Below are 23,966 nucleotides of genomic sequence, written 5' to 3' on the forward strand. Positions count from 1 at the left end.
GTCACGTCGGCGTCGAACGTGGTCATGCTCGCGCCGACACCGTTCGTGATGGTCAGCGTCAGGCCCCCGGTGTTGTCGCGAATTGCGCGACCGGTGCCGGTCATGTTGATCGTGCCGTTGTTGACGAGGGTGGCGTTGCCCGTCATGGTGATCCCGACCGCGCTGCCACCGAGCGACAGCGTGCCGCCCTGATTGATGGTGCCGGTCTGGCCGCTCGACAGCGTCTGTGCGGTCGTGAGCGTTTGCCCGTTGACGATCTGGAAGTTAGCGGCGAGGGCGTTTTGTTCGGCGAAAAGCGCGATGACGCCCGCAAGAATGGCGATAGGTTTCATAAACCCCGATGTCCTCTTTGGAACTTGTTCGAAGTCGCCAAGTATTGGAGGGCGTCATGACGAATTCATGAAAGGAAACGAAAGGCTGTCAAATTGACGGTAAATGGGACACATGGCGGGGACGAGACGAATGAAGGGGACGGATGAAAAGGTAGGTGAACGAGACGAATGAACGGGACAAAAAAATGGCCCGCGAAGCCGGTCGGCGCTTCATCGGGCCATTCGAGTGCGGCTCGCGCAATCGATGTCGGTCGTCAATACAGACCGGCCTGCGTGTTCTTCTGCAAATCCCGGTCGTACGTCTCGGCGTCGAAGTGACCGCCGCTCAGGCGTCGGTGCATCGCGCCGGGGCTTGGCAGGCATTCGCGCGGAATTTGCGTCTGCGCCTCCCAAAGTCCCGAGCGAACGATCGCTTTCGCGCAGTGGTAATACACGCGATCGATGGACACGACGATGGCAGTTTTCGGCGACTTGCCATTCACCTCGAATGACGCGAGCAGCTCCGGGTCGACCGAGATACGGGCGCGGCCGTTGATGCGCAGCGTCTCGCCCACGCCCGGAATCAGGAACAACAACGACACCCGTGGATCGGCAAGGATGTTGCGCAGATTGTCGATCCGGTTGTTGCCAGGACGGTCGGGCACGACAACCGTGCGCTCATCCAGAATTCGGACGAAACCGGCAGGGTCGCCCTTCGGCGAGCAATCGGTGCCTTCTTCACCCACGGACGCCAGCACCACGAACGGGCAGGCTTTGACGAAGGCCTGATAGTCCTCGTTGAGATAAGTCAGTTCCTTCCAGAGCGCGCGCTCGCTCGGCTCGCCGTAGATGGCTTCCAGTTGATCCACGCTCGTGACTTCATGATTCATGTCGTGCCCCTGCCTTTGTTCGTGCCGATGCCGGGGATCTCCGGCGAGCTTCGGCGATTCGCTGCGGGCAGTATAAATTCGGTCGTCACGGGCGTAAATCGCACTGTCCCGGTGGCGCCTCCCGGTGCGCGATGTCGGCATCACATCGACACCACATCGACCTCGCACCCATCAGGCCGCGCCGCCTTCGGAGAATCGCAGCCCCGCGATACCGACGATCGTCAGCGCCAGAAAGCCGATGCGCGTCCACGGGAGCGATTCGCCGAACCACAGCACGCCGACGACCACCAGACCGACCGTGCCGATGCCCGTCCAGATCGCATACGCCATGCCCACGGGCAGGGCGCGCAGTGCCAGCGCGAGCAGGTAGATGCTGGCCAGCGCCGCGGCAACGGCAAGTCCGCTGGGCACCACGCGCGTCCAGCCTTGATTGAGCTTCAGGGCCAGCCCCATCCCGATTTCCAGCGCGGCGGCAAGCAACAGATAGATCCAGGCCATGGCTTCACGCCTCCTGCTTTTCCCGTGTGCCCCGATTGGCCACAATCGCGGCCTTCACCGCCGGACGCGCCTCGATCCGCGCCAGCCAGCGTTGCACGTTGGCGAACGACGAGATGTCCACGTTCAACTCGTGATACGTCCGTAGCCACGCGAACGCGGCGATGTCGGCAATCGAGTACTCGTCGGTCGCGAGATAGGCCGACGTCGCCAGCCTGTCGTCCACCACGCCGATCAGCCGCATCGACTCCTTGCGATAACGCTCGATGGCCTCGGTGTTGGTCGTCTTCGAGCCGTGGAGGAACCACCACAACTGCCCGAGCATCGGACCAATGCCGCCAATCTGGAAGTGAAGCCACTGGTTGACGGCAATCGCCTTCGCTTTCGTCATCGGTTGCAGCACGCCGGTCTTTGTCGCGAGATACGACAGGATCGCGCCCGACTCGAAGACCGTCAGCGCCCGCTCGTGATCCACGATGACCGGAATCTTGCCGTTCGGATTGAGCGCGAGGAAGGCCGGTTGCTTTTGTTCCCCGGCAGAGAGATCGACATCGATCTGTCGATGCGGCAACCCGCATTCGTGCAGATACAGGCTGACTTTGAGGCCGTTCGGTGTGTTGGCTGTGTAGAAGGTGAGGGGCAAATGCGTCGGTGTCATGGATTTCCTCGGAACGTTGTCTTGTCTTTGAATTGCAAATACAATGATTGCAATTGCAATCGTACGTCAATCGTATGTGTTTCCGAGACGAATCACAAGCCGTACCGAATCGTGACGGCGCATGAGGGAGAGGCCATGATGGGGATGTCGGGACGGGGCCGTTCGGCGGTGGAGAGCGCAACGCGACAGGCGGCGCTGGCTTGTATCGGCAAGCTGATGGCTTTCCGTGATGGCGGGGAGCGCGAGGGCGGCGGCGGGACGGCGACGTCGCCATCCGGTGCGCTGGCCCATATCGCCGATGTGCTCGCTCAGGGCGACACGTCCGAGCAGGTGTGGATCGTGGATTCGGCGACACCGGCGCAGGAAACCCCGGGCCGAAAGCCGCGCAGCAAGGCCGCGTCGTCGTCCAGCTTGCCCAGCGCCATTGCGACCTGGTTTCGCTCGGCGACGGCGCGCGAGCGTCCGCTGCTGTATTTGCTGCATTCGCCGACATTGCGTGGCGTGCTGATGGCGGGTGTCGAAGCGTCGGGCTTGCGCGCGCCGCATCAGACCGATCCGCTAAGGCGCGGCATCTTCCTCAACGACGCCTCCGTCTGGTCGCCGGACCGGTTGCAACGCGTGCGTCCCGAACTGCCGTTATGGCTCGCGGCCCAGTCCGAATGGCTGCCGTACGACCCGGCATCTGCACAGGAACTGCAAGCGCTGCTATGTGCGGCGCTCGACGCGCTTTACGTGCGAGGCGAATTCGGTTTTTGCTATCTGAGCGCGCACGACATGCCGTCCACCCCGTCACCGGCGCTGGGACCGGGCGATGCCCACGACGCCTACCGGGGCATGTACCGTCTGCGCACGCTCCCTGACACGAATCCGCCCTACGTCGTCCGGCTGTGCGGTGCGGGCCGGGCGCTCGCGAACGTGCTCGAAGCGGCGCGATGGCTGCAACTGGATTGGGGCGTGGCCTGCGAGGTGTGGAGCTGTCCGAGTTACACGCGTCTCGCGCGCGAGGCCGGTGAAGCCGAGCGGATGTCGATGCTGCGTGCAGACGCGCCCGCCGATGTACCGCATCTGGTCCGGTGTCTCGGAGACGGACGCGCACCGGTGCTCGCCGTGACGGGCTATGCGCGCCACATTGCGAATCAGATCGGTGCGTTCATTCCGGCGCGTTTCGCCGCATTGGGCAGCGACGACACGGATGTGCAGGGCGGGAAGGACGAAAACGGCGAGAGCCTGAAGACGGGCGATGCGCCGGGGGTGCGCTGGATTGTCCTGAACGCGCTGCGCCTGCTGGTGAACGACGGCATGCTGCCGCGCTCGCGCATCGCAGATGCCACGCGTCGTTACGGCGTGATCTGATGCCCGACGTCGCGGCGAACGCCGTCAGTCTTACCCGCTTCAGCGTTGCTTCGTCTCCACCAGAAATGCCCGTGCCGCCGTGCTGGCGCGGTCGAGCGCTTCGGCCACGGGAGCGACGTCCTTCTCACGGAACTGGCTGAGGAAAAGCTCGGCGACGGTGGACTGATAGACCTTCCACATCTTCTTGCGAAGCGCGCGCCCCTTGTCGGTGATGGTCGCGTAGGCCGCGCGGCCGTCGTCCGGATCACGCATACGTGTAACGAGCTCCTCCTGTTCGAGGCGATCGATCAGACGCGTCAGGTTGTAGCGCTCGATGGCCAGCACGTCGGCCAGTTCGTGCATGCGACGCGTGCCCTGCGGGCCGCTTTCCAGCCCCCACAGCGCGTCGTACCACGCATAGGCGGGCAGCCCGGCCTGCGCCAGACGGCGCTCGATCTCGCGAATCATCGTGCGATGTGCGCGCACGAAGGAGAACCAGAGATCGGGATCGGTCGTGCTCATGAATGTCCTTGTCGTTTTCATGGGTGAGTTGCAGATGCAATTGTACATCGCTAGAATGGCCGGCAATACGATTGCATTTGCAATTCATTCGATGCATTTTGGCAATCGCCTCGTTCCGTGATCTCAAGGAGAGATGTCATGACCCAATTGCCTGTGGTGGCGAGCGCCGACACCGATATCCAGGAAACGCGCGAGTGGCTCGACGCGCTCGAAGGCGTCACCGCTGTCGAGGGGCGTTCGCGCGCGCACTTCCTGATCGACCGCCTCGCGGCATGGGATTTTGCGCAGCACGGCGACTTCCACACCCGCGTGACGACCGACTACGTCAACACGATCACGCCGTCGCGCCAGCCGGCCTACCCGGGCGATCTGGCCATCGAGCGCCGTCTGAACGCGTTCATCCGCTGGAATGCGATGGTGACGGTGCTGCGCGCAGGCAAGCACTCGAACGTTGGCGGCCACATCGCGACGTATCAGTCGGCAGCGGTGCTCTACGACGTGGGTTTCGATCACTTCTTCCGCGGCCGTACGGATACGTTCGACGGCGACATGATCTACGTGCAGGGCCACTCCGCGCCGGGTATCTACGCGCGTGCCTATGTCGAGGGACGCATCACCGAAGCACAACTCGACAACTACCGCCGCGAAGCCGGTCGCGAAGGCATTTCGTCGTATCCGCACCCGCGCCTGATGCCCGATTTCTGGCAATTCCCCACGGTGTCGATGGGCCTCGGTCCGATCACCGCGGCGTATCAGGCGCGCTTCATGCGGTATCTGGAATACCGTGGCCTGAAGCAGCATCAGGGGCGCAAAGTGTGGGCGTTCCTTGGCGACGGCGAGATGGATCAGCCGGAGTCGCTGGCCGCCATTTCGCTGGGCGGGCGCGAGCGTCTGGACAATCTGGTTTTCGTCGTCAACTGCAACTTGCAACGTCTGGATGGCCCGGTGCGCGGCAACGGCAAGGTCATTCAGGAACTGGAAGGCACCTTCCGTGCGGCGGGCTGGAACGTCATCAAGGTGATCTGGGGTAGCGGCTGGGATGCGCTGCTGGAAAAGGACGTCCACGGCCTGCTGCGCGAGCGCATGATGGCGTGCGTCGACGGTGACTATCAGACGTTCAAATCGCAGAACGGCGCTTACGTGCGCGAGCATTTCTTCGGCGCCTCGCCCGAATTGCTGGCGATGGTCGCGCATCTGAGCGACGACGACATCTGGCAACTCGCCCGCGGCGGCCACGATGCGCTCAAGGTCTATGCGGCCTACGCGCAGGCGATGAAGACCGAAGGGCGTCCGACCGTGATTCTCGCCAAGACCGTGAAGGGCTTCGGCATGGGGGAGGCAGGCGAAGGGCAGAACGTCAATCACCAGTTGAAGAAGATGAGCGCCGACGCCGTGCGCGCGTTCCGCGACCGCTTCGACCTGCCGGTGCCGGACGATCAACTCGCAGAGATGCCGTACCTGCGCCCCGATCCGGACAGCCCGGAAGGACGTTACTTCGCGGCACGTCGCGCCGCGATGGGCGGACATCAGCCGGCACGCTTCGGTCTGAGCGCACCGCTGGCGATTCCCCCGCTGAGCACGTTCGCCGCGCAGATGAAGGACACGGGCGAGCGCGAAATGTCGACGACGATGGCGTTCGTGCGCATTCTCACGGCGCTGCTCAAGGACAAGGAGATCGGCAAGCGCGTAGTGCCTATCGTGCCCGACGAGTCGCGCACCTTCGGCATGGAACCGCTGTTCCGCCAGATCGGGATTCACTCGTTCCAGGGGCAGCGCTACACGCCGCAGGACGCCGGTCAACTGAGCTTCTACAAGGAAGCACTCGACGGTCAGATTCTTCAGGAAGGGATCAACGAGTCGGGGGCCATGGCGTCGTGGATCGCGGCGGGTACCTCGTACAGCACGCACAACTTCGCCACGATTCCGTTCTACATCTTCTATTCGATGTTCGGACTGCAACGCGTGGGCGACCTCGCCTGGGCGGCGGGCGACGCACGCACGCGTGGCTTCATGCTGGGGGCAACGTCCGGACGCACGACGCTCATGGGCGAGGGCCTGCAACACGACGACGGTCACAGCCACGTGCTCGCATCGGTCATCCCGAACTGCGTGGCCTATGACCCGACGTTCCAGTACGAACTGGCCGTGATCCTTCAGAACGGCATGCAGCGCATGTACGTCGACAACGAAGACGTCTACTACTACGTCACGCTGCTCAACGAAAACTATTCGCACCCGGCGATGCCGGAGGGCGCTGAGGCGGGCATTCTGAAGGGCCTCTATCTGCTACGTGAAGCACAGGCATCGGACGCCGATGCCCCGCGCGTTCAACTGATGGGCAGCGGTTCGATCCTGCGCGAAGTGATTGCCGCGAGCGAATTGCTGCGTGACGACTTCGGCGTGCAGAGCGACATCTGGAGTGCGACGAGTCTGACGGAAGTGCGTCGCGAAGGGCTGGCGGCCGAGCGCTGGAACCTGCTGCATCCGGAGCAGACGCCGCGCGTGCCGTATGTCCAGCAATGTCTCGCGGACCGTAAGGGCCCGGTCGTGGTTGCGACGGACTACATGAAGATCGTCGGCGATCAGATTCGTCCGTTCGTACACGATCGCCGCTTCGTGACGCTCGGCACCGATGGCTTCGGTTGTTCGGATACGCGTGAGTCGCTGCGCAAGTACTTTGAGGTGGACCGTCACTTCATCGTGCTTGCCGCGCTGGGCGCACTGGCCGATTCCGGCGTGCTGCCGCGCGAGCGCGTGGGTGATGCGATCCGCAAGTACGGCATCGATCCGGAGAAGCTGGATCCGACGACGGTTTGAGGAGGTAGGCGGGGGGGCAGCAAGCAGGAGAGAGGCCGGAGAGGCCGGAGAGGCCGGAGAGGCCAGATAGGCAGTAGAGGCCGGAGAAGCAGGAGAGAGGTGGTAGAGAGGTAGTAGTGTGCGGGAAAGGTGAGGCGCGGGGCGGCTGGCGCACTGCGCTTCACCTGTAGTTTTCCTGTGATTCCCTGATGCGTTCCTTAACGTCCTTAACGTCCTTAACGCTTCAGTTGCCGGTCTTGCGATACAACGCCAGCCCGCCGGCCAGCGAGAACATCACGACCGCGCAGACACGATTCAACTGCTTGAGACTGCGCGCCGTCATCAGACGGGCGGCTTGCACACCGCCGGTCGCATAGAGCGTCATCACGAGAATATCGACGCCGGCCGACACGACGGCCAACACGGCGTACTGCGGCGCGAGCGGCATCGACGTATCGACGAACTGTGGCAGGAACGCCGAGAAGAACAGCAGAATCTTCGGATTGGTCAGGCCGACGCCGAAGCTGCGCAGGAAGACGCGCCCGGCGCTCAGATCGGACTTGATCCGGACCTGACTCAGATCCTGCGGATGGCTGCGCCACAACTGGATCGCCAGCCACACGAGATAAACGACGCCGACCCATTTGACCGTCGCGAACAGCGTCGCAGACGCCATCAGCAACGCGCCGAGCCCGGCGCCGACGGCCGCCACCACGAGCAGGTCCGACAGTGCGGCGCCACACATCCCGACCAGTACCACACGCCAGTTACCGGAGATGCCGTTCGCGAGCGCGAGCAGTGTCGTGGGGCCGGGGATCAGGCCGCCGATCAGGGCGGCCGTCGCGTAAATCGCGAGCGTGGAGAGGTGCATGACGAGAGACCGGTGTTGGCGCGCCGACAGCGCGAAGCCGTCAGTCTTGCAGATACCGTCACGCACGACAAGCCGATCGGCGAAACCCCCGGCAAACGCTTGTGCCTTGGGGGTTAGCCGCGGCGCCGATCGGCATCGCGTCGTCAGGCGACGTGAGCGGCGTACCCGGTCCGGCCTTCAGCGATTTCGGGCTTGAGTGTGAGCGCCGGAATGTCGTACTCCCCATGGTTTTGCCGACGATAGGGAATCGGCGACGTGGTTGCGAGCGTATCGAGACGTTCACCGAGTGCATGCGTAAGCGCGGCAAAGCTCTCGGCATCCACGCGCGACGTGCGATAAGCGACGAACGGCGGCAGCACGTCGAAGCCGGGGTAGAACAGCATGCCGTGCTGGATCGGGAACAGCACGTCTTCGATCGGGCCATTGATGCCGCGCGCACTGTAATGCGAATCCCAGCCGCCCGTCGTCACCATCAGCATGGCGCGCTTGCCGGTCATGCTGCCTTCGCCGTATCGATCGCCCCAATGCGAGTCCGAGTGCTCACCCACGCCATAAGCGAAACCATACGCATACACGCGGTCGAACCAGCCCTTCATGATCGCGGGCATGGAGAACCACCAGAGCGGGAACTGGAAAATCACCGTGTCGGCCCAGCGCAGCTTGTCTTGCTCGCGCGCGATGTCGGCACTTTGTGTGCCGCTCTGAAACGCCTTCTTCGAATCGAGCGATGCGTGGAACGGCTCGCTCGGGTCGCGTTGCGGCGCGTCCTGCTCGTCGATGGTGGTTTTCCATTGCATAGCGTACAGATCCGAGACCTGCACGTGGTGGCCGGCCGCCTCCAGGTGCTGCACGGTGAAATCGCGAAGCGCGCCATTGAGCGAGCGCGGTTGCGGGTGGGCGTAGACGATCAGGACATTCATGGTCAAACTCCGGCGCCGGTCGGCGCATTCGATTCGGTGTGGCAAAAGAAGAGAACGAATGCAGCTTAGGTGCGGCGCAGGTATATTGGAAATGAATTCCTGATATGTCAGGTATAACTATGGATTATCTCGATGGTTAATTTACGCCGCATCGATCTGAATCTGCTCGTCACGCTCGACGTGCTGCTCTCGGAGTTGAACGTCACACGCGCTGCCGAGCGGTTGCACATCTCCCAGCCGGCGGTGAGCGTGCATCTGGCGAAATTGCGGGATTTGCTGGACGACCCGCTGCTGCTGCCGGGGCCGCGCGGCATGCGTCCGACCGCGCGCGCGGAGTCGTTGCGCGAACCGCTGCGCGAGGCGCTCGAATCGCTCTCCCGCGCGGTGGCCCCCGCGGCACCGTTCGATCCGGGCAGCGCCGAGCTGACGTGGCGAATCGCCGCGACCGATTACACCGAATCGACCATCGTGCTGCCGCTGCTTCAGGTGTTGCGGGCGCAGGCGCCAAAGGCGCGTCTGGCGGTGCTCGATCTTGAGCCGTCCCGGCTGGAGCGGCAGGCGGAGCAAGGTGCGGTCGACGTCATTTTTCATACGACAGAAAACGCGCCGGAGGCGCTGCATCGCAAGGCGCTATTCACCGAGCGCTACGTGCTGGTCGGACGGCGCGGGCATCCGAAGTTGAAGCGGCGTCCCACGCTCAAGCAGTTTTGCGACCTCGATCACACGATCGTCTCGCAGGACGGCGGCGGTTTTCACGCCAGCACCGACGACGCGCTGGCCGCGCTCGGCATGTCGCGTCGCGTGGTGTTCTCCGTGCCGCACTTCTTGTTCCTGCGCGCGGCGCTGGCGCAGACCGATCTCGTCGCCATGGCCCCGGAACGCCTCGTGCGCGACGACCCGGCATTGCAGATCACGGCGGCCCCAGTCGATCTGCCCGGCTTCGAAATCTCGATGTACTGGCACGAGCGCGTGCATCGCGACCCCGCGCATCGCTGGCTGCGGGAGTGCATCGCGAGCGTGATCTGAGTCATGTAAAAGAAACTTTACACATGGATCGGTTTCGCTTATCGTGTAAAGCGTGCTTTACATTAGGATGCGCAATGACGCGTTATGTGAAAGAGATGGGCGGAGCGTTGCTCGCCTACGTGGTGGTGCTGGCGGGATCGATTCGCGTGTTGCAGGCGATGCCCGATCTGCCCTTGAGTGCCCGGGTGCCGATCGCGCTGCTGCCGATGTTGCCGGGCTTTGCGATGTGCTGGGCCATCGTGCGTAATCTTCGTCGTATGGACGAATTGCAGCGACGCATTCAACTGGAATCCTTTTCCGTCTCGTTCGCGGGCACAGGGCTGATCACATTCGGTTACGGTTTCCTCGAAGGCGTGGGTTTCCCCAAGCTGTCGCTATTTGTCGTGTGGCCGCTGATGTGCACGCTGTGGGTCGTCTCCGGCCTCCTTTGCGCGCGACGTTATCGATGAAGAACGAGATCAAGGCATTGCGTCTGGCGCGCGGCTGGTCGCAAAGTGATCTGGGAACAGCGCTCGGTGTCTCGCGTCAGACGGTCAACGCCATCGAGAACGAGCGCTACGATCCGAGCCTGCCGTTGGCGTTCACCATCGCGCGCGTGTTCGGTCTGCGCATCGAGGAGATCTTCAGCGAGGACGAATGAGCGTGCGGCGTTCGTAATCGCGCGAGCCCATCTCGGCCAGACGGCTGATCGTGCGCGACAGATCACGCCAGTCGCTCAGCGCATCGAGTGCGGGGATGAGCGGGGCGTCGGAGGCGATCAGCAACGTGCGCTGCCGGTCGTAGGCGATATCGACGAGCCAGAGAAAGCGCTGCAACGTGTCCGGTCGACGAAGCTGCTCGACGTGCAATGCGTCGACGATCAGCGTCTGCCATCGCTCGGCCAGTCCGAGGTAATCGAGATGCGAGCGGTGCGCCACGCACAGCGCGTCGAAGTCCGCCCACAACACACGATCTCCTGCGCTGCGAACCGCCAGCGCGCGCCCTGCGACCGTCACTTCCGACGGTCCGGCCGGGGGCAGTCCTTCCAGCTCGGTGTAGCGGGCCGATAGGGTCTCGCGCGCATCAGTCAATGGCGAGATCCAGCGCGGAATCGATGCGCTCTCGCCGCCCATCCGGTAATCGGTCGCGCCGTCGAAATGGACGATGGCGAAGCGTTGCAGAATCACGGCGATGGTTGGCTCGAAACGTTCGTGAAACTCCGGGTCGGGCAGCAACTGCTGCGGTGCGTAGTTCGACGTGAGCACCAGCCGCACGCGGCGTGCAAGCGCGATGTCGAGGAAACGACCGATGAGGAAGGCATCGGCGATATCGTGGACGTGGAATTCGTCGAAGCAGAGCAGTTCGACACCATCGAGCCAGCGATTCGCCACCGCAGCAAGCCGGTCGTCGCACTTCGGTTCGCGTACGAGTTGCCGGTGGATGTCGCGCAGGAATTCGTGGAAGTGCACGCGGCGCTTTTCGCATGCCGCCACGGCGAAGGCCGCATCGACGACCAGACTCTTGCCGCGCCCGGGCAATCCGTAGCAATACACGCCGTCGTAGGTGGCGGTCGTCGCGTTGGCGGATGCGCCGAGGCGCGCGAGTATGGCGATGGCGTCGCGTTGGCGCGCGTCGGGGGCTATGGGGGCGATGGGGCGCTCGGCCAGCGCTTGCGTCACCCGCGCAGCATCGATCATGAAAAGCACTCCGGATGGCTTCGGCCGACACAGGCGTGCGGCCAACGAGCGCCACTATACCGGCGTGACGACGCGCTCGCCAATATGGAATTCCGAAGGCATCCATCGCGTTTCGGCATTGCGCGGACGCCGGGCGTGCGTCGCGGTCTGTGGCCCACGACGTGTGATGCCGCAGCAAGGCAATGCTGCTAGAATCCGCCCAAGGCCGATGCTGCCTGCCGCTCGCCCCTCGTCAAACGCTGCCGGGGGATGGTGAAAGCATCGCAGGTAAGCGCATGTCCGTCCCGTTCATCAGGCGACGCGCATCAGCAACGCGGGCACTGATCGAATGCGTCGCCGACGAACGCTATCCAGGATGGCCAACATGCGAACCTATCTCGACGCCAAAATCATGGCAAAGTCCCTGCGCGAACGTCTCGCGCGCGAGGGCATCGACATCTCCCACGCTCAGGCACTCGAATCCGTCGCCGCGCAATTCGGCTTTGCGGATTGGAATGTGCTCGCCGCCAAGGTCGCTTCTGCGGCCAGCGACGGTATCGTCTTCGACACCGTCGCCCCGATTCACCGGATCTTCGACGAAGCGAAGGCGCGTGAATTCTACGTGGACTTTCTCGGCTTCAAACTCGTCTGGGAGCATCGCTTCGCCGAGGGCATGCCGCTCTACTGTCAGGTCTCGCGCGCGGGAATGACGCTGCACCTGTCGGGCCATTTCGGCGACGCCAGCCCGGGGGCGACGACCTTCGTCTTCATGCGGGGCGTGGAAGCGTATCAGCGCGATTTGTCCGGCAAGCGTTATCCCAATATGAATCCCGGGATCGAGATGCTCGATTGGGGCAAGCAAATGACGGTGACCGATCCGTTTAATAACCGCATTCGCTTCTGCGAATCGAACGACTGATCGCGATAGGGGCGATGTCCCCCGCTTGTACCCCCGCTTCCGTCGGGACTTTACACACGGCGGCGGCGGATGCGCTAACGTATGTGCTCTGCGTATGTCCGTATCCCCTGAGAGGAAGCCCGGCATGTCCCAATCGTTCGATCCGGCGCGCTATTTCCGGCGCATCGGCTACTTCGGTCCGCATGAACCCACGCTCGACGTGTTGCGCGCGGTGCATGCGCTGCATCCGCTGGCGATTCCCTTCGAAAACCTCGATCCCATTCGCGGCAAGCCCGTTAACGTCGATCTGCCGTCGGTCGTCGGCAAGCTGGTCGACGCCGGGCGCGGCGGGTATTGCTTCGAGCAGAATGCGCTGTTCGCCAGCGCGCTCACGTATCTCGGTTTCCATGTCACGCCGTTGATCGGACGCGTCGCCTGGGGCCGCGCCTTCACGGACGAGGCGCCACTCACGCACATGCTGCTGCGTGTCGAGCTGGGCGGCGAATCGTGGCTCGCCGATGTCGGTTTCGGTTCGGTGACGCTGACTGCGCCGCTGCGGTTGGGCACGTCGCGAGAGCAGACGACGCCGCTCGAAGTCTTTCAACTGGAACCCGTGCGCGCGCGCGATGGCGAGACGATTGGCGAATACCGCCTGAGCGTGAGGTCGGCGCAGACATGGCTGCCGACCTACCGTTTCACGCCCCGGCCCGCCGAGTGGATCGATTACAAGCTGGGGAACTGGTACACGTCCAGTGCGCCGGAGTCGATCTTCACCAACCATCTGATGGCCTGCCGCGTATTGCCGCAAGCGCAGGGGCGTCTGGCATTGCTCGATACCAATCTCATCGAGCGCGGGCCGAAGGGTGATGTGACGGCGCAGACGGAGATCGCGTCGGCAGCCGCGTTGGTGGACGTGCTCGAAGGGCGTTTCGGCCTGAATCTCTCGGGCATCGACACCCACGAATTGTTCGAGCGGGCGCTGGCCGGTGCGGCGAAGCCTGTCGTTCGCTGAACGTCGTTGCCCCAAAAGAGAAAGGGCCTTGCGGACGGTCGACTGTCTGCAAGGCCCTTGTTTCGTCAATACTCAGTGTGCCGACGTCGTTCCCGGCCACATCCGCACGGCCAGTGCGCCGAGCGCGGCCAGTGTGGAGAGCGCGGCGACCCCGGTCCAGCCCCAGTGAGCCAGCGCCTGAGAGCCGAGCACCGAGCCGAGCGACATCCCGATGAACACGCAAACGAACAGCACGGCGTTCAGACGGCTGCGTGCGGCAGGCTCGATCCCGTACACGATGGTCTGGTGCGAGATCAGCGCGACCTGCACACCGAGATCGAAGCCGACGGCGCCCAGCCCGATCAGCCACAGTTGCGCATGAGGGCTCAACATCGGGGCGAAGAGCATCGCCGCGAACGAGACGGCCACCATCGTGGCGCCGAGACGTGTCACCACTTGCGGGCCTTTCTTGTCGGCGATACGCCCGGCAATCGGCGCGCCCAGCGCACCCGCGGCCCCTGCCAGACCGAAGGCGCCCGCAGCGGCCGCCCCCAGATGGAACGGTGCGTCGTGCAGCATCACGGCCAACGTCGACCAGAACGCGCTGAACCCGACCGACAGCAGCCCTTGCGCGAACGCCGCGCGGCGCAATGCCGGATGACGACGCCACAGACTCGCCACCGAGCCGATCAGTTGACGGTAGGTCATCTGCGTCGTCGGGTGGAAGGACGGCAGGCTGCGCCACGCCACCACGCCGAAACCGGCCACGCTGACGGCGGCGACAACGTACATCGCCCGCCAGCCGAAGTTCTGCGCGACGAAGCCGGACACGACCCGTGAGAGCAGAATGCCCAGCAGCAGACCGGTCATGACGGTGCCCACGACGCGTCCCCGGATCGACTCGGGGGCGAGTGTGGCGGCCGCCGGCACGATGTCCTGCGCCATCGTCGCCGTGAGGCCAATGGCGAGACTCGCGACCAGCAAGGTACCGATGCCCGGTGCGAAAGCTGCGAGCAGCAGTGCGAGCGTCAGGATCGCGCCCTTGACCAGCACGATGCGGCGACGGTCGATGATGTCGCCCATCGGCACGAGCAGCAGAATGCCCAGCGCGTAGCCGAGCTGCGTCAGTGTGGGCACCCAGCCGACGGTCGTGTTGGCCGCGTGGATGTCGTCGGTCATGATGCCGAGCATCGGCTGTGCGTAATACAGCGAGGCGACCGTGAGGCCGGTGCCTGTTGCCAGCAGCAGGATCAGCCGGGCGGATAGCTCGGGCTGAGGCCGTGCAGGCGCGGCGGAATTGGAGAGTTGTGCGGAACTCATGGGGTGAGGCTCCAGTAGCGAAGTACGGCGCGTAGTGTCTCGCTTGGTGCGGTGCAGCGGTAGACCTATAATCCGTACAACCTTTATACGTGTGACGTATGACAGAGTCCCTCGATCCGCCTCAATCGACTTCTCCCCAATCGACCACCGGCGCCCCCGCTGCCCGGTCGACCGGCGCCGACCGCGTCGAGCTGATGCAGACCTTCGTGCGCATCGTCGAATCCGGCAGTCTGTCGGCGGCAGCGGCGCTGCTCGGCACCACGCAACCGACCGTCAGCCGTCGGCTGCAAATGCTGGAGCGCTCGCTCGGCTTACGCCTGCTCCAGCGCTCCACCCATCGCATGAAACTCACGGAAGACGGCGAGCGCTGCTTCGCGCGGGCCAAGGAACTCGTGACAAGCTGGGAGGCGTTCGAAGCCGATCTGCGAGGCACGGGCGACGAGCCGGAAGGCACGCTGCGGGTGCACGTGCCGCACGCGTTCGGGCAGGACATGATGATCGGGCCGCTCGCCGATTTTCTGGAGCGCTACACGGGGATGAAGGTGCATTGGTTCTTGCAGGACCGGGAGCCGGACTTCATTGCCGAAGGCGTCGATTGCGCGATTCACGTGGGCGAATTGCAAGATCCGTCGAACGTGGCGATCCTGCTCACGGACGTGCCGCGTATCGTCGTGGCATCTCCCGATCTGCTTCGCGGACGCACGATGCCCGAGAACCCCTCGGACCTGCTGGCCCTGCCGTGGCTCGCGCTCACCACGTTCTATCGCACCGAACTCACGCTCACGCACCGGCAGACCCATGCGTCCGAGCGCATCACATTCGATCCGCGCATGAGTACCGACAATCTGTTCGCATTGCGCAGTGCCGCATTGCGCGGGCTGGGGGTGGGCGTGGCGTCGGCCTGGGTGATGGCCGAGGACATTGCGCAGGGGCGTCTGATTCAACTGGTGCCGCAATGGTGTTCGACGGCGCTGCCGATGTACATCATCTACCCGTACGCCAAGTATTACCCGGCGCGTCTGCGCCGCTTCATCGAGGCGATGCGCACCGCGATTCCTGCCGTCATCGACGAAGAGCAGCGCAAGATCCGGTGAGGCCGCGCGGCGCCGCCGATACTCCGAACCCCGTCATCCGACCCGCCCGTCAGGTCAACTGCAACCGCCCGGCCTTGCCTTGGAGCAGGGCGTCGTTGCGCTGTGCGGCGTCGCGCAGGTAATCCCACAGCACCGTAATGCGCTTGAGCGTGCGCAGTTCCTCGTGGCAGTAGATCCAGAAGCTGCGCGTGACGACCACGTCGTCGACCAGCAGCGGCACCAGCCGGGCATCCTGCGCGGCCATGAAGCACGGCAGGATGGCCAGCGCCTCGCCCTGCAACGCCGCCTGATATTGCGCGATCACGCTGGTGCTGCGCAGTACGACGTTGCACCCGGGCACGATGTCCTCGAGATACCGCAGTTCGTTGCTGAAGGAGAGTTCGTCGACATAGCTGATGAAGCGGCGTCCGGCGAGATCGGCGAACGTCTGCACGTCGCCATATCGGGCGAGATAGCCGGGCGTCGCGTACAACTGCAAGCGGTAGTCGCACAGCTTGCTGCACACATAAGGCCCGCGCTGCGGGCGCTCGATGGTGATGGCCAGATCGGCCTCGCGCTTGGACAGGCTCACGAAGCGCGGCACCGGCAGTACGTCGAAATCGATGGCAGGGTACTCGCGCTGGAAGTGTGAGAGCACCGGCGTCACGAAGTAGGTGCCGAACGCTTCGGTCGAACCGATGCGCACGTGGCCGGAAAGCGTCTGCCCGAGGCCCGCGACCTGTTCGCAGGCCGATTGCAGGGCCGTTTCCATCTGCTCGGCGTGAACGAGCAACTGCTGGCCCTCCGGGGTGAGCGCGAAGCCCGCGTTGCGCGACTTGTCGAACAGCAGCGTGCCGAGCGCCTGCTCCAGCGCCCGCACGCGCCGCGAGACGGTCGTGTGATCGACCCCCAGACGTAGCGCGGCAGCACTCACCCGCTGCGTTCTCGCCACTTCCAGGAAGTACCGAAGGTCGTCCCAGTCGGGCCTCGGCTCCGTGCCCGGACTACGGACTGCCGCGCCCGTCGACCCGATCGGACGTGCTGCACCGGTGCGTGCCATGCGCTGTCTCCTATGTGCATTTCTGCACAAAGTAGATGCAGCGATGCGCTATGTAAAGCAAATTCGCACAAATACAATTTATGAGCGCCGCGCATAGACGGCGGCAGCGCAAACATAAGACAAGAAGAGATCGATTAGACCTCAAGGAGACAAAAGCGATGAAGATCAAGCCGTGGCTGCTCGCGCTGGGACTCGGTGCGGGTTTGGGATTGTCGTCTGCGGGCGCATTGGCGCAGTTGCCGGATCGTCCTGTGAAGGTGGCCGTGCTCACCGATATGTCGGGGACGTACTCGGCCATGGGCGGTGCAGGGTCGGTCGTAGCCGCCCAAATGGCCATCGACGACTGTCTGGCCGCCGAATGCAAGGGCATGAAGGTCGAACTGGTGTCGGCCGACAACCAGAACAAGGCCGACGTTGCCGCCAACAAGGCGCGCGAATGGTTCGATCGCGATAACGTCGACGCGATTGCCGACCTGACGAACTCCGCGGCCGCGCTCGCCGTGCAGAAGCTCGCCATGGACAAGCAGCGCGTGGTGCTGTTCTCCGGCCCGGCAACGACACGTCTGACGAACGAGGACTGCTCCCCCACCGGCTTTCACTGGATGTTCGACACGTACTCGCAATCGGCCGCCACGGCGCGCGCCGTCGTGGGTGACGGCGGGAAATCCTGGTACTTCATCACCGTCGATTACGCCTTCGGGCATTCGCTGGAAAAAGACGCTGCCGATATCGTGAAGACGCTCGGCGGCACGGTCGTCGGCCAGTCGCGGCACCCGCTCAATGCGTCCGATTACGCGTCGTTCCTGTTGCAGGCGCAAAGCTCGAAATCACAGGTCGTGGCGCTGGCCAATGGTGGGCAGGACACGGTCAACGTTCTCAAGCAGGCGCGCGAGTTCGGTATCGTGCAGCGCGGGCAGAAGCTGGCGGCGCTGCTGGTGTTCCTCTCGGACGTTCACGCGCTGGGTCTGAATACCGCGCAGGGACTGCTGTTTACCGACGGTTTCTATTGGGACTACGACGACGCCTCGCGCCAGTGGTCCGACCGATTCCAGAAAAAGTACAAGAACCTGAAGCCGACGATGGTGCAGGCGGGCGTGTATTCGAGCGTGCTGCATTACCTGCGCTCGGTGGCGGCCGCGAAATCGGTCGACGCCAAGGTCGTTGCGCAAAAAATGCGTGAATTGCCGATTCGCGATCCGATCATGCATAACGCGTCGATTCGCCCGGACGGACGCGTGATTCACGACATGTATCTGTTCCGCGTGAAGTCGCCCGCCGAGTCCAAGGGCCCGTGGGATTACTACACTAAAGTGGCCACCGTCCCCGCGACGGAAGCCTTCCAGCCGCTGTCGAAATCGACCTGTTCGCTCGTGAAGACGAACACGGCAGCGAAGTAATTTTCAGCCAATTTTCAGCCCCGAATTCTTTCATCCGTATTCGTTTCGATCTGGAGAGCGTGTCATGTCCCTACCTACCATTCCGCTGCTCATCGACGGCAAGCGTGTTGAATCGAAGACGTCGCAGTGGCGCGATGTCGTGAACCCCGCCACGCAGGAGGTCGTCGCGCGCGTGCCGTTCGCCACCGCCGACGAACTCGACGCCGCCGTGGCGTCGGCAAAGGCCGCTTACAAGTCGTGGCGCAACACGTCGCAAGCCAATCGCATGCGCGTGATGCTGCGCTTCCAGCAATTGCTGCGCGACCACACCGGCGAGCTTGCCGAGCTGATCACGCGTGAACACGGCAAGACGCTGCCTGATGCCGAAGGGGAAGTCGGACGCGGTCTCGAAGTCGTCGAACATGCGTGCTCGATCGCGTCGCTGCAATTGGGCGAGTACGCGCAGAATGCCGCCGGTGGCGTCGACGTCTACACGCTCATCGAACCGCTCGGCGTGTGCGCGGGCATCACGGCATTCAACTTCCCGGTGATGCTGCCGTGCTTCATGTTCCCGCTGGCCGTGGCGACCGGCAATACGTTCGTGCTCAAGCCGTCGGAGCAGGACCCGAGCGCATCGCTGCGTCTCGCGGAACTCGCGCTCGAAGCGGGCCTGCCTCCGGGCGTGCTCAACGTCGTGCACGGCGGGCCGGACATCGCCAACGGCATCTGCGATCACCCTGACATCAAGGCGGTGTCGTTCATCGGCTCGACGCACGTCGGCACGCATATCTATCGTCGCGCTTCGGAAGCGGGCAAGCGCTGTCAGGCGATGATGGGCGCGAAGAACCACTGCGTGATCCTGCCGGATGCCGACCGCGAACAGGCCATCAACCATCTGCTCGGCGCGGCGTTCGGTGCGGCAGGGCAGCGCTGCATGGCGACGTCGGTGGCCGTGCTCGTGGGCGAAGCGCGCGAGTGGGTGCCGGAGCTGGTCGAGCGTGCGCGTGCGCTGAAGGTCGGTCCGGGCTCGGACCGCAAGGCGGACGTCGGGCCGCTCGTGTCGAAGCAGGCGCGTGCGCGTGTGGAGAAGCTCATCGGCGCCGGGGTGGAAGAGGGCGCGAAGCTGCTGCTCGACGGGCGCGGTCACGCGGTAAAGGAAGCGCCGGACGGCAACTTCGTCGGCCCGACCATCTTCGACGGCGTGACGGCCGAGATGTCCATCTATCGCGATGAAATCTTCGGACCGGTGCTGTGCATGGCAGGCGCCGAGACGCTCGACGAGGCGATTGCATTCGTCAACGCGAATCCGAACGGCAACGGCGTGGCGCTGTTCACGCAGGACGGCGGTGCGGCGAGGCAGTTCCAGAACGAGATCGACGTCGGTCAGGTCGGCATCAACCTGCCGATTCCGGTGCCGGTCGCGTGGTTCAGCTTCACCGGTTCGCGCGCGTCGAAGCTTGGCGATCTGGGGCCGAACGGCAAGCAGGCGATTCTGTTCTGGACGCAGACGAAGACCGTGACCGCACGCTGGCAAGCACGCGGCACCGGCCCGGCGGGCGTGAATACGACCATTACGCTGAAGTAAGCGCGTCCCGCTTATCTCAGATCGCAGATTTCGGAGACAGACGATGGCTACGGAAACTCAACAAGGGACGCTGCGCATTGGCTTCATCGGCCTGGGCAACATGGGCGGTCCGATGGCGGCAAATCTCGTTAAGGCGGGGCATGCGGTGCGCGGCTTCGACCTGTCGGACTCGGCGGTGGAGAGGCTCGCGGCGGCGGGCGGCAAGGCCGCGAAGTCGATTGCCGATGCCGTGCGCGATGCACAGGTCGTCATTACGATGCTGCCCGCCGGTGAGCATGTGCTCGCCGCCTACGACGGCCCCGACGGCGTGCTCGCGAACGCGACGCCGGAGGCTGTGCTCATCGACAGCAGCACGGTGCCGCCGGAGATCCCGCGTCAACTGGCGAAGATCGCTCGCCCGGGCACGCTGTTGCTCGACGCGCCGGTCTCGGGCGGCACGGCAGGCGCGGCGGCCGGCACGCTGACGTTCATGGTCGGCGGCGACGCGGCGCTGGTCGAGCGCATGCGTCCGCTGCTGAGCAACATGGGACGGGCGATTCACCACGGTGGCGCGCTCGGCGCCGGTCAGACGCTCAAGCTGTGCAACAACATGCTGCTTGGCATTCTGATGGCGGGCACGAGCGAGGCGCTGCGTCTGGGCATCGCCAACGGGCTCGACCCGAAGGTGCTCTCGGCGGTGATGCAGCAAAGCTCCGGGCGTAACTGGACGCTGGAGGTCTACAACCCGTGTCCCGGCGTGATGGAGAATGCGGCCTCGTCGCGCGGATACACCGGCGGCTTCGCCACGGACCTGATGGCCAAGGACTTGCGTCTGGCGCATGGGGCGGCCGAGTCGAGCGACGTGGTGACGCCGCTGGGCGATCTGGCGCGCCGGATCTTCGAAGTGCATCGCGCGAACGGTCACGGCGGGCTCGACTTTTCCAGCATCTTCCAGGACCCGGTCACGCTCGCGCAGGCGCTGGAGGTGAAGTAAGCCGATCGCGGGCGGTGTCCGCAACCCGGTGTCCGGACGCCCGTCGGCTCGCCGCCGTCGGGCGTTCGTGGTTTCATGGCGCGCCGCTGTCCCGCTGTCCCGCCCATTGCGACGATTTGACGCGGTCCACCGGTCCGGGGCGTCGAAGCCGTTTCAATGCCGTGAATATCGGCGTATCATCCGGCCCCAACGGCTACCCCCACAGCCGGTTTCTCAGCGCTTGCGAGCGCCTTCGTCACCATGATCGTCCGTCCCAACCTGCATTGGCTGCGCATGCTATTCGTCGTGCGCGGCTCGATCTTGCCCAAGATCGCTCCGCAGCTCGTTTTCACCACGATCATCTCGATTGCCGTCACGCTCGCGCACGGGCGCATCTTCGAATGGAAGATCCCGCTCACGTTCATCCCGTTTTCGCTGATCGGCATTACGCTCGCGATCTTCCTCGGCTTCCGTAACACCACCAGCTACGCCCGTTACTGGGAAGCGCGCATGCTCTGGGGCACTGTGCTCAACGAGACGCGTGCGCTGTCGCGTCAGTCGATGACGCTGATCTCGGACACCTCCGATTCGCCGCGCTTCGTCGCTTATCTGATTGCCTTCGTGCACGGCATGCGCCACCAGTTGCGCGGCACCGACCCGAAGGCGGACTTCGAACGTCTGCTCGATAAGGAAGACGTGGCGTGCCTCAAGCGCAAGCAGTTCAAGCCGATCACCCTTCTCCTGATGGCCGGTGAGTGGCTGCGCGAGCGCCGCATGCGCGGGGAGCTCGATGCCCCGCTGGCGCAGGTGATGGAGATGCATCTGGACCGTCTCGGTGAAGCCATCGGCGGCTGCGAGCGTATCGCCACGACGCCGATTCCCTTCACCTACGGCGTGATTCTGCACCGGGTGACGTATCTCTACAGCCTGTTGCTGCCGTTCGGGCTGGTCGACTCCATCGGCCCGATGACACCGGTGATCGTCGCCTTCATCTCGTACACGTTCTTCGCGCTGGAAGCAGTCAGCGCCGAGATCGAGGAGCCGTTCGGGCTGGAGCCGAACGATCTGGCGCTCGACGCCATGTCCGAGACCATCGAGCAGTCGCTGCGGGAAATTCTGCATCGCCAGCACACGGCGAAGGTGCGCGCCCGCGAGCACCACATCATCACCTGACATTATTAATACTAAAGTCCTTGCTTTAGTTTTTGTCGCGACTATACTCAAGCACATGCTTGACCATGACAACACCCTCGATCTGACTTTTCAGGCACTGGCCGACGCTTCGCGCCGGGCCATGCTCGTGCGGCTGGCGCAGGGGCCGGCGTCGGTGAGCGCGCTGGCGCAACCGCTGTCGATGTCGTTGCAGGCGGTCATGCAGCATCTGTCCGTGCTGGAAAACGCCGGACTGGTGCGTACGGAAAAGGCCGGACGTGTGCGCACGTGCCGGATCGAACCCCAGGCGCTGAGCCTTGCCGAGCGATGGATCAACCAGCGCCGTCACGAGTGGGAGGGCCATCTCGACCGATTAGGCGAGTATCTGGCCAGCCTGCCGCCCGAAGGAGACCTTCATGACGACCGCAAGTGAAGCAAAAGCATCAGGACAACCCCGGCCGCTGACCGTCGGCCGCACTTACGCCGTGGCGCGCGAGGTGGTGTTCGCGGCATGGACCTCGACCGAAGCGGTCAAACGCTGGTTCTGCCCGGCCGGATACACGATTCCCGAAGCGCAGATCGAGGCGCACGAGGGCGGCGTATTCGCGTTGCGCATGCAGTCGCCCGAAGGCGAGTCGCACTGGATTCGCGGGCGCTTTGTGGAAGTCGATGCCCCCGCACGTCTTGTCATCGACATGACCGTGACCGATGCGAAGGGGCATGCACTGTTCGGCGCGCTGACGACGGCGAATTTCACCGACGTGGCGCAAGGCACGCAACTGGACGTCGAGCAGCGCTACACGGTGCTCGATCCTGCGTTCGCCTGGATGCCGGAAGGTGCGGGACAGGGCTGGACGCAAACGCTCGACAAGCTGGGCCGCGAAGTCATGCGCGAAGCCGATGCACCGACGGCGCGCAGCGTCGTGCACGCGACGTTTCGCATCGAACGTCAGTACCCTGCGTCGCCCGCACGCGTGTTTCGTGCGTTGGTCGAACGCGAGGCGAAGGACCGATGGTTCGCGCGCAGCGATGGGCTGACGCTGATCGAGCGCACGATGGATGTGCGTCCCGGCGGACGTGAGGTCGCGAAGGGCAAGTGGGAAAGCGGCATGGTGTCGACGTTCGATGCGCTTTACTACGATGTCGTCAAGGACACGCGCGTGGTCTACGCCTACGAGATGCATCTCGACACGCGCAAGATTTCGGTGTCGCTGGCCACCATCGACCTCAAGGCACGCGATGGCGGCACGCATCTCGTCATGACCGAACAGGGCGCATTCCTGGATGGGTACGACGACGCCGGTTCGCGTGAGCGCGGCACGAATTTCCTGCTCGACGCGCTTGGCGCATCGCTCACCGACTAAGCATTCCGTTCCCCGATTCCCGTGGGTTCAGACGCCGCAGTTCGCCGGTCTTTCCGGCCACTGCGGCGTTTCGCATTTTGATTGCACCAATGTTGTGCATTCGATTCTCATCAAAACACACAATAGTTCGTCGACAAATATCGCGTTTTTCATCGCGATGGCGAGTTCTAGACTTCCTTCCATCGACGGCGCAATTCAAAACAAAGTCGTCGCAACTGACAGGAGTTATCAAAATGAACCGCAAGAACATCGCTATCGCCCTTATCGCCGCTGTTGCCTCGCTGGGTGCTGTTGCCAGCAACGCTGCCGAAAACGGTAACAACTACCCCGACGTCGCCTCGCAAGGCCAACCGCTCACGCGTGCTGCCGTGCTGGCCGATCTGGCCCAGGCCCGCGCCAACGGTCTGATCCCCCAAGGCGACACCGACTATCCGCTGTACGTCGCCTCGGGTGCGAGCAAGACCCGCGCCGAAGTGAAGACGGAACTGGCTCAGGCACGTGCTGAAGGTCTGCTGGCCGAAAACGACACCGACTACCCGGTTGCCGCCGTGGCCCAAAGCTCGAACGTGTCGCGCGCCGACGTCAAGCAAGAACTGGCCCGCGCTCGCGCTGCCGGTCAACTCGACGAATTCCAAGGCAGCTGATCGCCGCACGGCTGACGACATCGTCGCAGCCGTCGCAGTAGAAGTCGCTGTAGCAAGATAGAAAAAGCCGCCCCG

At 63.9% G+C, this 23,966-nt stretch carries 24 protein-coding genes and 1 pseudogene; 15 read left to right on the forward strand and 10 right to left on the reverse strand.

Annotated features, from left to right (window positions below; translation table 11 throughout):
• The 4 genes and pseudogenes from A9762_RS22715 to A9762_RS22730 form a co-directional block, all read right to left on the reverse strand.
• A pseudogene (locus A9762_RS22715) lies at nucleotides 1-332 on the reverse strand (hypothetical protein); the annotation flags it as partial.
• A 254-nt stretch (nucleotides 333-586) separates the two neighbouring features.
• A complete protein-coding gene (locus A9762_RS22720) occupies nucleotides 587-1,201 on the reverse strand; it encodes a pyridoxamine 5'-phosphate oxidase family protein (RefSeq protein WP_069344264.1) in 615 nt (204 codons plus the stop codon).
• A 171-nt stretch (nucleotides 1,202-1,372) separates the two neighbouring features.
• Entirely contained in the window at nucleotides 1,373-1,699 is a 327-nt protein-coding gene (locus A9762_RS22725) for a multidrug efflux SMR transporter (protein WP_069344265.1), read from the reverse strand.
• Between the two features lie 4 nt (nucleotides 1,700-1,703).
• Nucleotides 1,704-2,354, reverse strand: coding sequence for a glutathione S-transferase family protein (locus A9762_RS22730; RefSeq protein ID WP_069344266.1), 651 nt, complete (start codon nucleotides 2,352-2,354; stop codon nucleotides 1,704-1,706).
• 135 nt (nucleotides 2,355-2,489) lie between these two features.
• Here A9762_RS22730 and A9762_RS22735 point away from each other — a divergent pair, with 135 nt between their 5' ends.
• Nucleotides 2,490-3,707, forward strand: coding sequence for a hypothetical protein (locus tag A9762_RS22735; RefSeq protein WP_083254206.1), 1,218 nt, complete (start codon nucleotides 2,490-2,492; stop codon nucleotides 3,705-3,707).
• A gap of 39 nt (nucleotides 3,708-3,746) precedes the next feature.
• On the opposite strand, the gene A9762_RS22740 is transcribed toward A9762_RS22735, so the two are convergent.
• Nucleotides 3,747-4,208, reverse strand: a complete 462-nt coding sequence (locus A9762_RS22740) for a MarR family winged helix-turn-helix transcriptional regulator (RefSeq protein WP_069344267.1) — start codon at nucleotides 4,206-4,208, stop codon at nucleotides 3,747-3,749.
• A gap of 138 nt (nucleotides 4,209-4,346) precedes the next feature.
• Here A9762_RS22740 and aceE point away from each other — a divergent pair, with 138 nt between their 5' ends.
• Nucleotides 4,347-7,025, forward strand: coding sequence for a pyruvate dehydrogenase (acetyl-transferring), homodimeric type (gene aceE, locus A9762_RS22745; protein ID WP_069344268.1), 2,679 nt, complete (start codon nucleotides 4,347-4,349; stop codon nucleotides 7,023-7,025).
• Between the two features lie 223 nt (nucleotides 7,026-7,248).
• Here the strand turns inward: aceE and A9762_RS22750 are convergent, their stop codons facing one another.
• Nucleotides 7,249-7,941 carry a LysE family translocator gene (locus tag A9762_RS22750; RefSeq protein ID WP_240493679.1) on the reverse strand — a complete coding sequence of 231 codons (693 nt, stop codon included), beginning with the start codon at nucleotides 7,939-7,941 and terminating at the stop codon, nucleotides 7,249-7,251.
• A 77-nt stretch (nucleotides 7,942-8,018) separates the two neighbouring features.
• Entirely contained in the window at nucleotides 8,019-8,795 is a 777-nt protein-coding gene (locus tag A9762_RS22755) for an NAD(P)H-dependent oxidoreductase (RefSeq protein WP_069344269.1), read from the reverse strand.
• Nucleotides 8,796-8,927: 132 nt separating this feature from the next.
• Here A9762_RS22755 and A9762_RS22760 point away from each other — a divergent pair, with 132 nt between their 5' ends.
• The 3 genes from A9762_RS22760 to A9762_RS22770 all read left to right on the forward strand — a co-directional run bounded on the left by A9762_RS22760 (nucleotide 8,928) and on the right by A9762_RS22770 (nucleotide 10,461).
• The gene (locus tag A9762_RS22760; protein WP_069344270.1) at nucleotides 8,928-9,821 is read left to right on the forward strand and encodes a LysR family transcriptional regulator; all 894 of its coding nucleotides are present in this window, start codon (nucleotides 8,928-8,930) and stop codon (nucleotides 9,819-9,821) included.
• A gap of 74 nt (nucleotides 9,822-9,895) precedes the next feature.
• The gene (locus tag A9762_RS22765) at nucleotides 9,896-10,270 is read left to right on the forward strand and encodes a hypothetical protein (protein ID WP_069344271.1); all 375 of its coding nucleotides are present in this window, start codon (nucleotides 9,896-9,898) and stop codon (nucleotides 10,268-10,270) included.
• A complete protein-coding gene (locus A9762_RS22770; protein ID WP_069344272.1) occupies nucleotides 10,267-10,461 on the forward strand; it encodes a helix-turn-helix transcriptional regulator in 195 nt (64 codons plus the stop codon). Before A9762_RS22765 ends, A9762_RS22770 begins: the two co-directional genes overlap by 4 nt.
• On the opposite strand, the gene zapE is transcribed toward A9762_RS22770, so the two are convergent.
• Nucleotides 10,445-11,497, reverse strand: a complete 1,053-nt coding sequence (zapE, locus tag A9762_RS22775; RefSeq protein ID WP_069344273.1) for a cell division protein ZapE — start codon at nucleotides 11,495-11,497, stop codon at nucleotides 10,445-10,447. The genes A9762_RS22770 and zapE overlap by 17 nt on opposite strands.
• 364 nt (nucleotides 11,498-11,861) lie before the next feature.
• Here zapE and A9762_RS22780 point away from each other — a divergent pair, with 364 nt between their 5' ends.
• Nucleotides 11,862-12,395, forward strand: a complete 534-nt coding sequence (locus A9762_RS22780) for a glyoxalase superfamily protein (protein WP_069344290.1) — start codon at nucleotides 11,862-11,864, stop codon at nucleotides 12,393-12,395.
• 124 nt (nucleotides 12,396-12,519) lie between these two features.
• On the forward strand, nucleotides 12,520-13,386 hold the full coding sequence (locus A9762_RS22785; protein ID WP_069344274.1) for an arylamine N-acetyltransferase: 867 nt from the start codon (nucleotides 12,520-12,522) through the stop codon (nucleotides 13,384-13,386).
• A 72-nt stretch (nucleotides 13,387-13,458) separates the two neighbouring features.
• Here the strand turns inward: A9762_RS22785 and A9762_RS22790 are convergent, their stop codons facing one another.
• A complete protein-coding gene (locus A9762_RS22790) occupies nucleotides 13,459-14,685 on the reverse strand; it encodes an MFS transporter (RefSeq protein WP_069344275.1) in 1,227 nt (408 codons plus the stop codon).
• A 98-nt stretch (nucleotides 14,686-14,783) separates the two neighbouring features.
• On the opposite strand from A9762_RS22790, the gene A9762_RS22795 reads away from it, so the two are divergent.
• Nucleotides 14,784-15,779, forward strand: coding sequence for a LysR family transcriptional regulator (locus A9762_RS22795; protein ID WP_371443213.1), 996 nt, complete (start codon nucleotides 14,784-14,786; stop codon nucleotides 15,777-15,779).
• A 49-nt stretch (nucleotides 15,780-15,828) separates the two neighbouring features.
• Here the strand turns inward: A9762_RS22795 and A9762_RS22800 are convergent, their stop codons facing one another.
• The gene (locus tag A9762_RS22800; protein ID WP_139133355.1) at nucleotides 15,829-16,818 is read right to left on the reverse strand and encodes a LysR family transcriptional regulator; all 990 of its coding nucleotides are present in this window, start codon (nucleotides 16,816-16,818) and stop codon (nucleotides 15,829-15,831) included.
• A gap of 158 nt (nucleotides 16,819-16,976) precedes the next feature.
• Between A9762_RS22800 and A9762_RS22805 the strand changes: the two genes are divergently transcribed.
• From A9762_RS22805 to A9762_RS22835, 7 genes are all read left to right on the forward strand, one after another.
• Entirely contained in the window at nucleotides 16,977-18,215 is a 1,239-nt protein-coding gene (locus A9762_RS22805) for an ABC transporter substrate-binding protein (RefSeq protein WP_139133356.1), read from the forward strand.
• A 64-nt stretch (nucleotides 18,216-18,279) separates the two neighbouring features.
• Complete coding sequence (locus A9762_RS22810) at nucleotides 18,280-19,779, forward strand: CoA-acylating methylmalonate-semialdehyde dehydrogenase (RefSeq protein WP_069344277.1); 1,500 nt, start codon at nucleotides 18,280-18,282, stop codon at nucleotides 19,777-19,779.
• 43 nt (nucleotides 19,780-19,822) lie between these two features.
• Nucleotides 19,823-20,752 (forward strand): 3-hydroxyisobutyrate dehydrogenase, encoded by a 930-nt coding sequence (gene mmsB, locus A9762_RS22815; protein ID WP_069344278.1) that lies wholly within the window; start codon nucleotides 19,823-19,825, stop codon nucleotides 20,750-20,752.
• A 240-nt stretch (nucleotides 20,753-20,992) separates the two neighbouring features.
• Nucleotides 20,993-21,904: a bestrophin family protein gene (locus A9762_RS22820; protein WP_069344279.1), complete on the forward strand. Its 912-nt coding sequence runs from the start codon at nucleotides 20,993-20,995 to the stop codon at nucleotides 21,902-21,904.
• A 55-nt stretch (nucleotides 21,905-21,959) separates the two neighbouring features.
• Entirely contained in the window at nucleotides 21,960-22,316 is a 357-nt protein-coding gene (locus tag A9762_RS22825; protein WP_069344280.1) for a helix-turn-helix transcriptional regulator, read from the forward strand.
• Complete coding sequence (locus A9762_RS22830) at nucleotides 22,300-23,247, forward strand: SRPBCC family protein (RefSeq protein ID WP_069344281.1); 948 nt, start codon at nucleotides 22,300-22,302, stop codon at nucleotides 23,245-23,247. The genes A9762_RS22825 and A9762_RS22830 overlap by 17 nt, the downstream gene beginning before the upstream one ends.
• Before the next feature lie 233 nt (nucleotides 23,248-23,480).
• Nucleotides 23,481-23,891 carry a DUF4148 domain-containing protein gene (locus A9762_RS22835; protein ID WP_069344282.1) on the forward strand — a complete coding sequence of 137 codons (411 nt, stop codon included), beginning with the start codon at nucleotides 23,481-23,483 and terminating at the stop codon, nucleotides 23,889-23,891.
• Nucleotides 23,892-23,966 lie beyond the last annotated feature (75 nt).

Source organism: Pandoraea sp. ISTKB (genome assembly GCF_001721285.1).
GTDB lineage: Bacteria > Pseudomonadota > Gammaproteobacteria > Burkholderiales > Burkholderiaceae > Pandoraea > Pandoraea capi.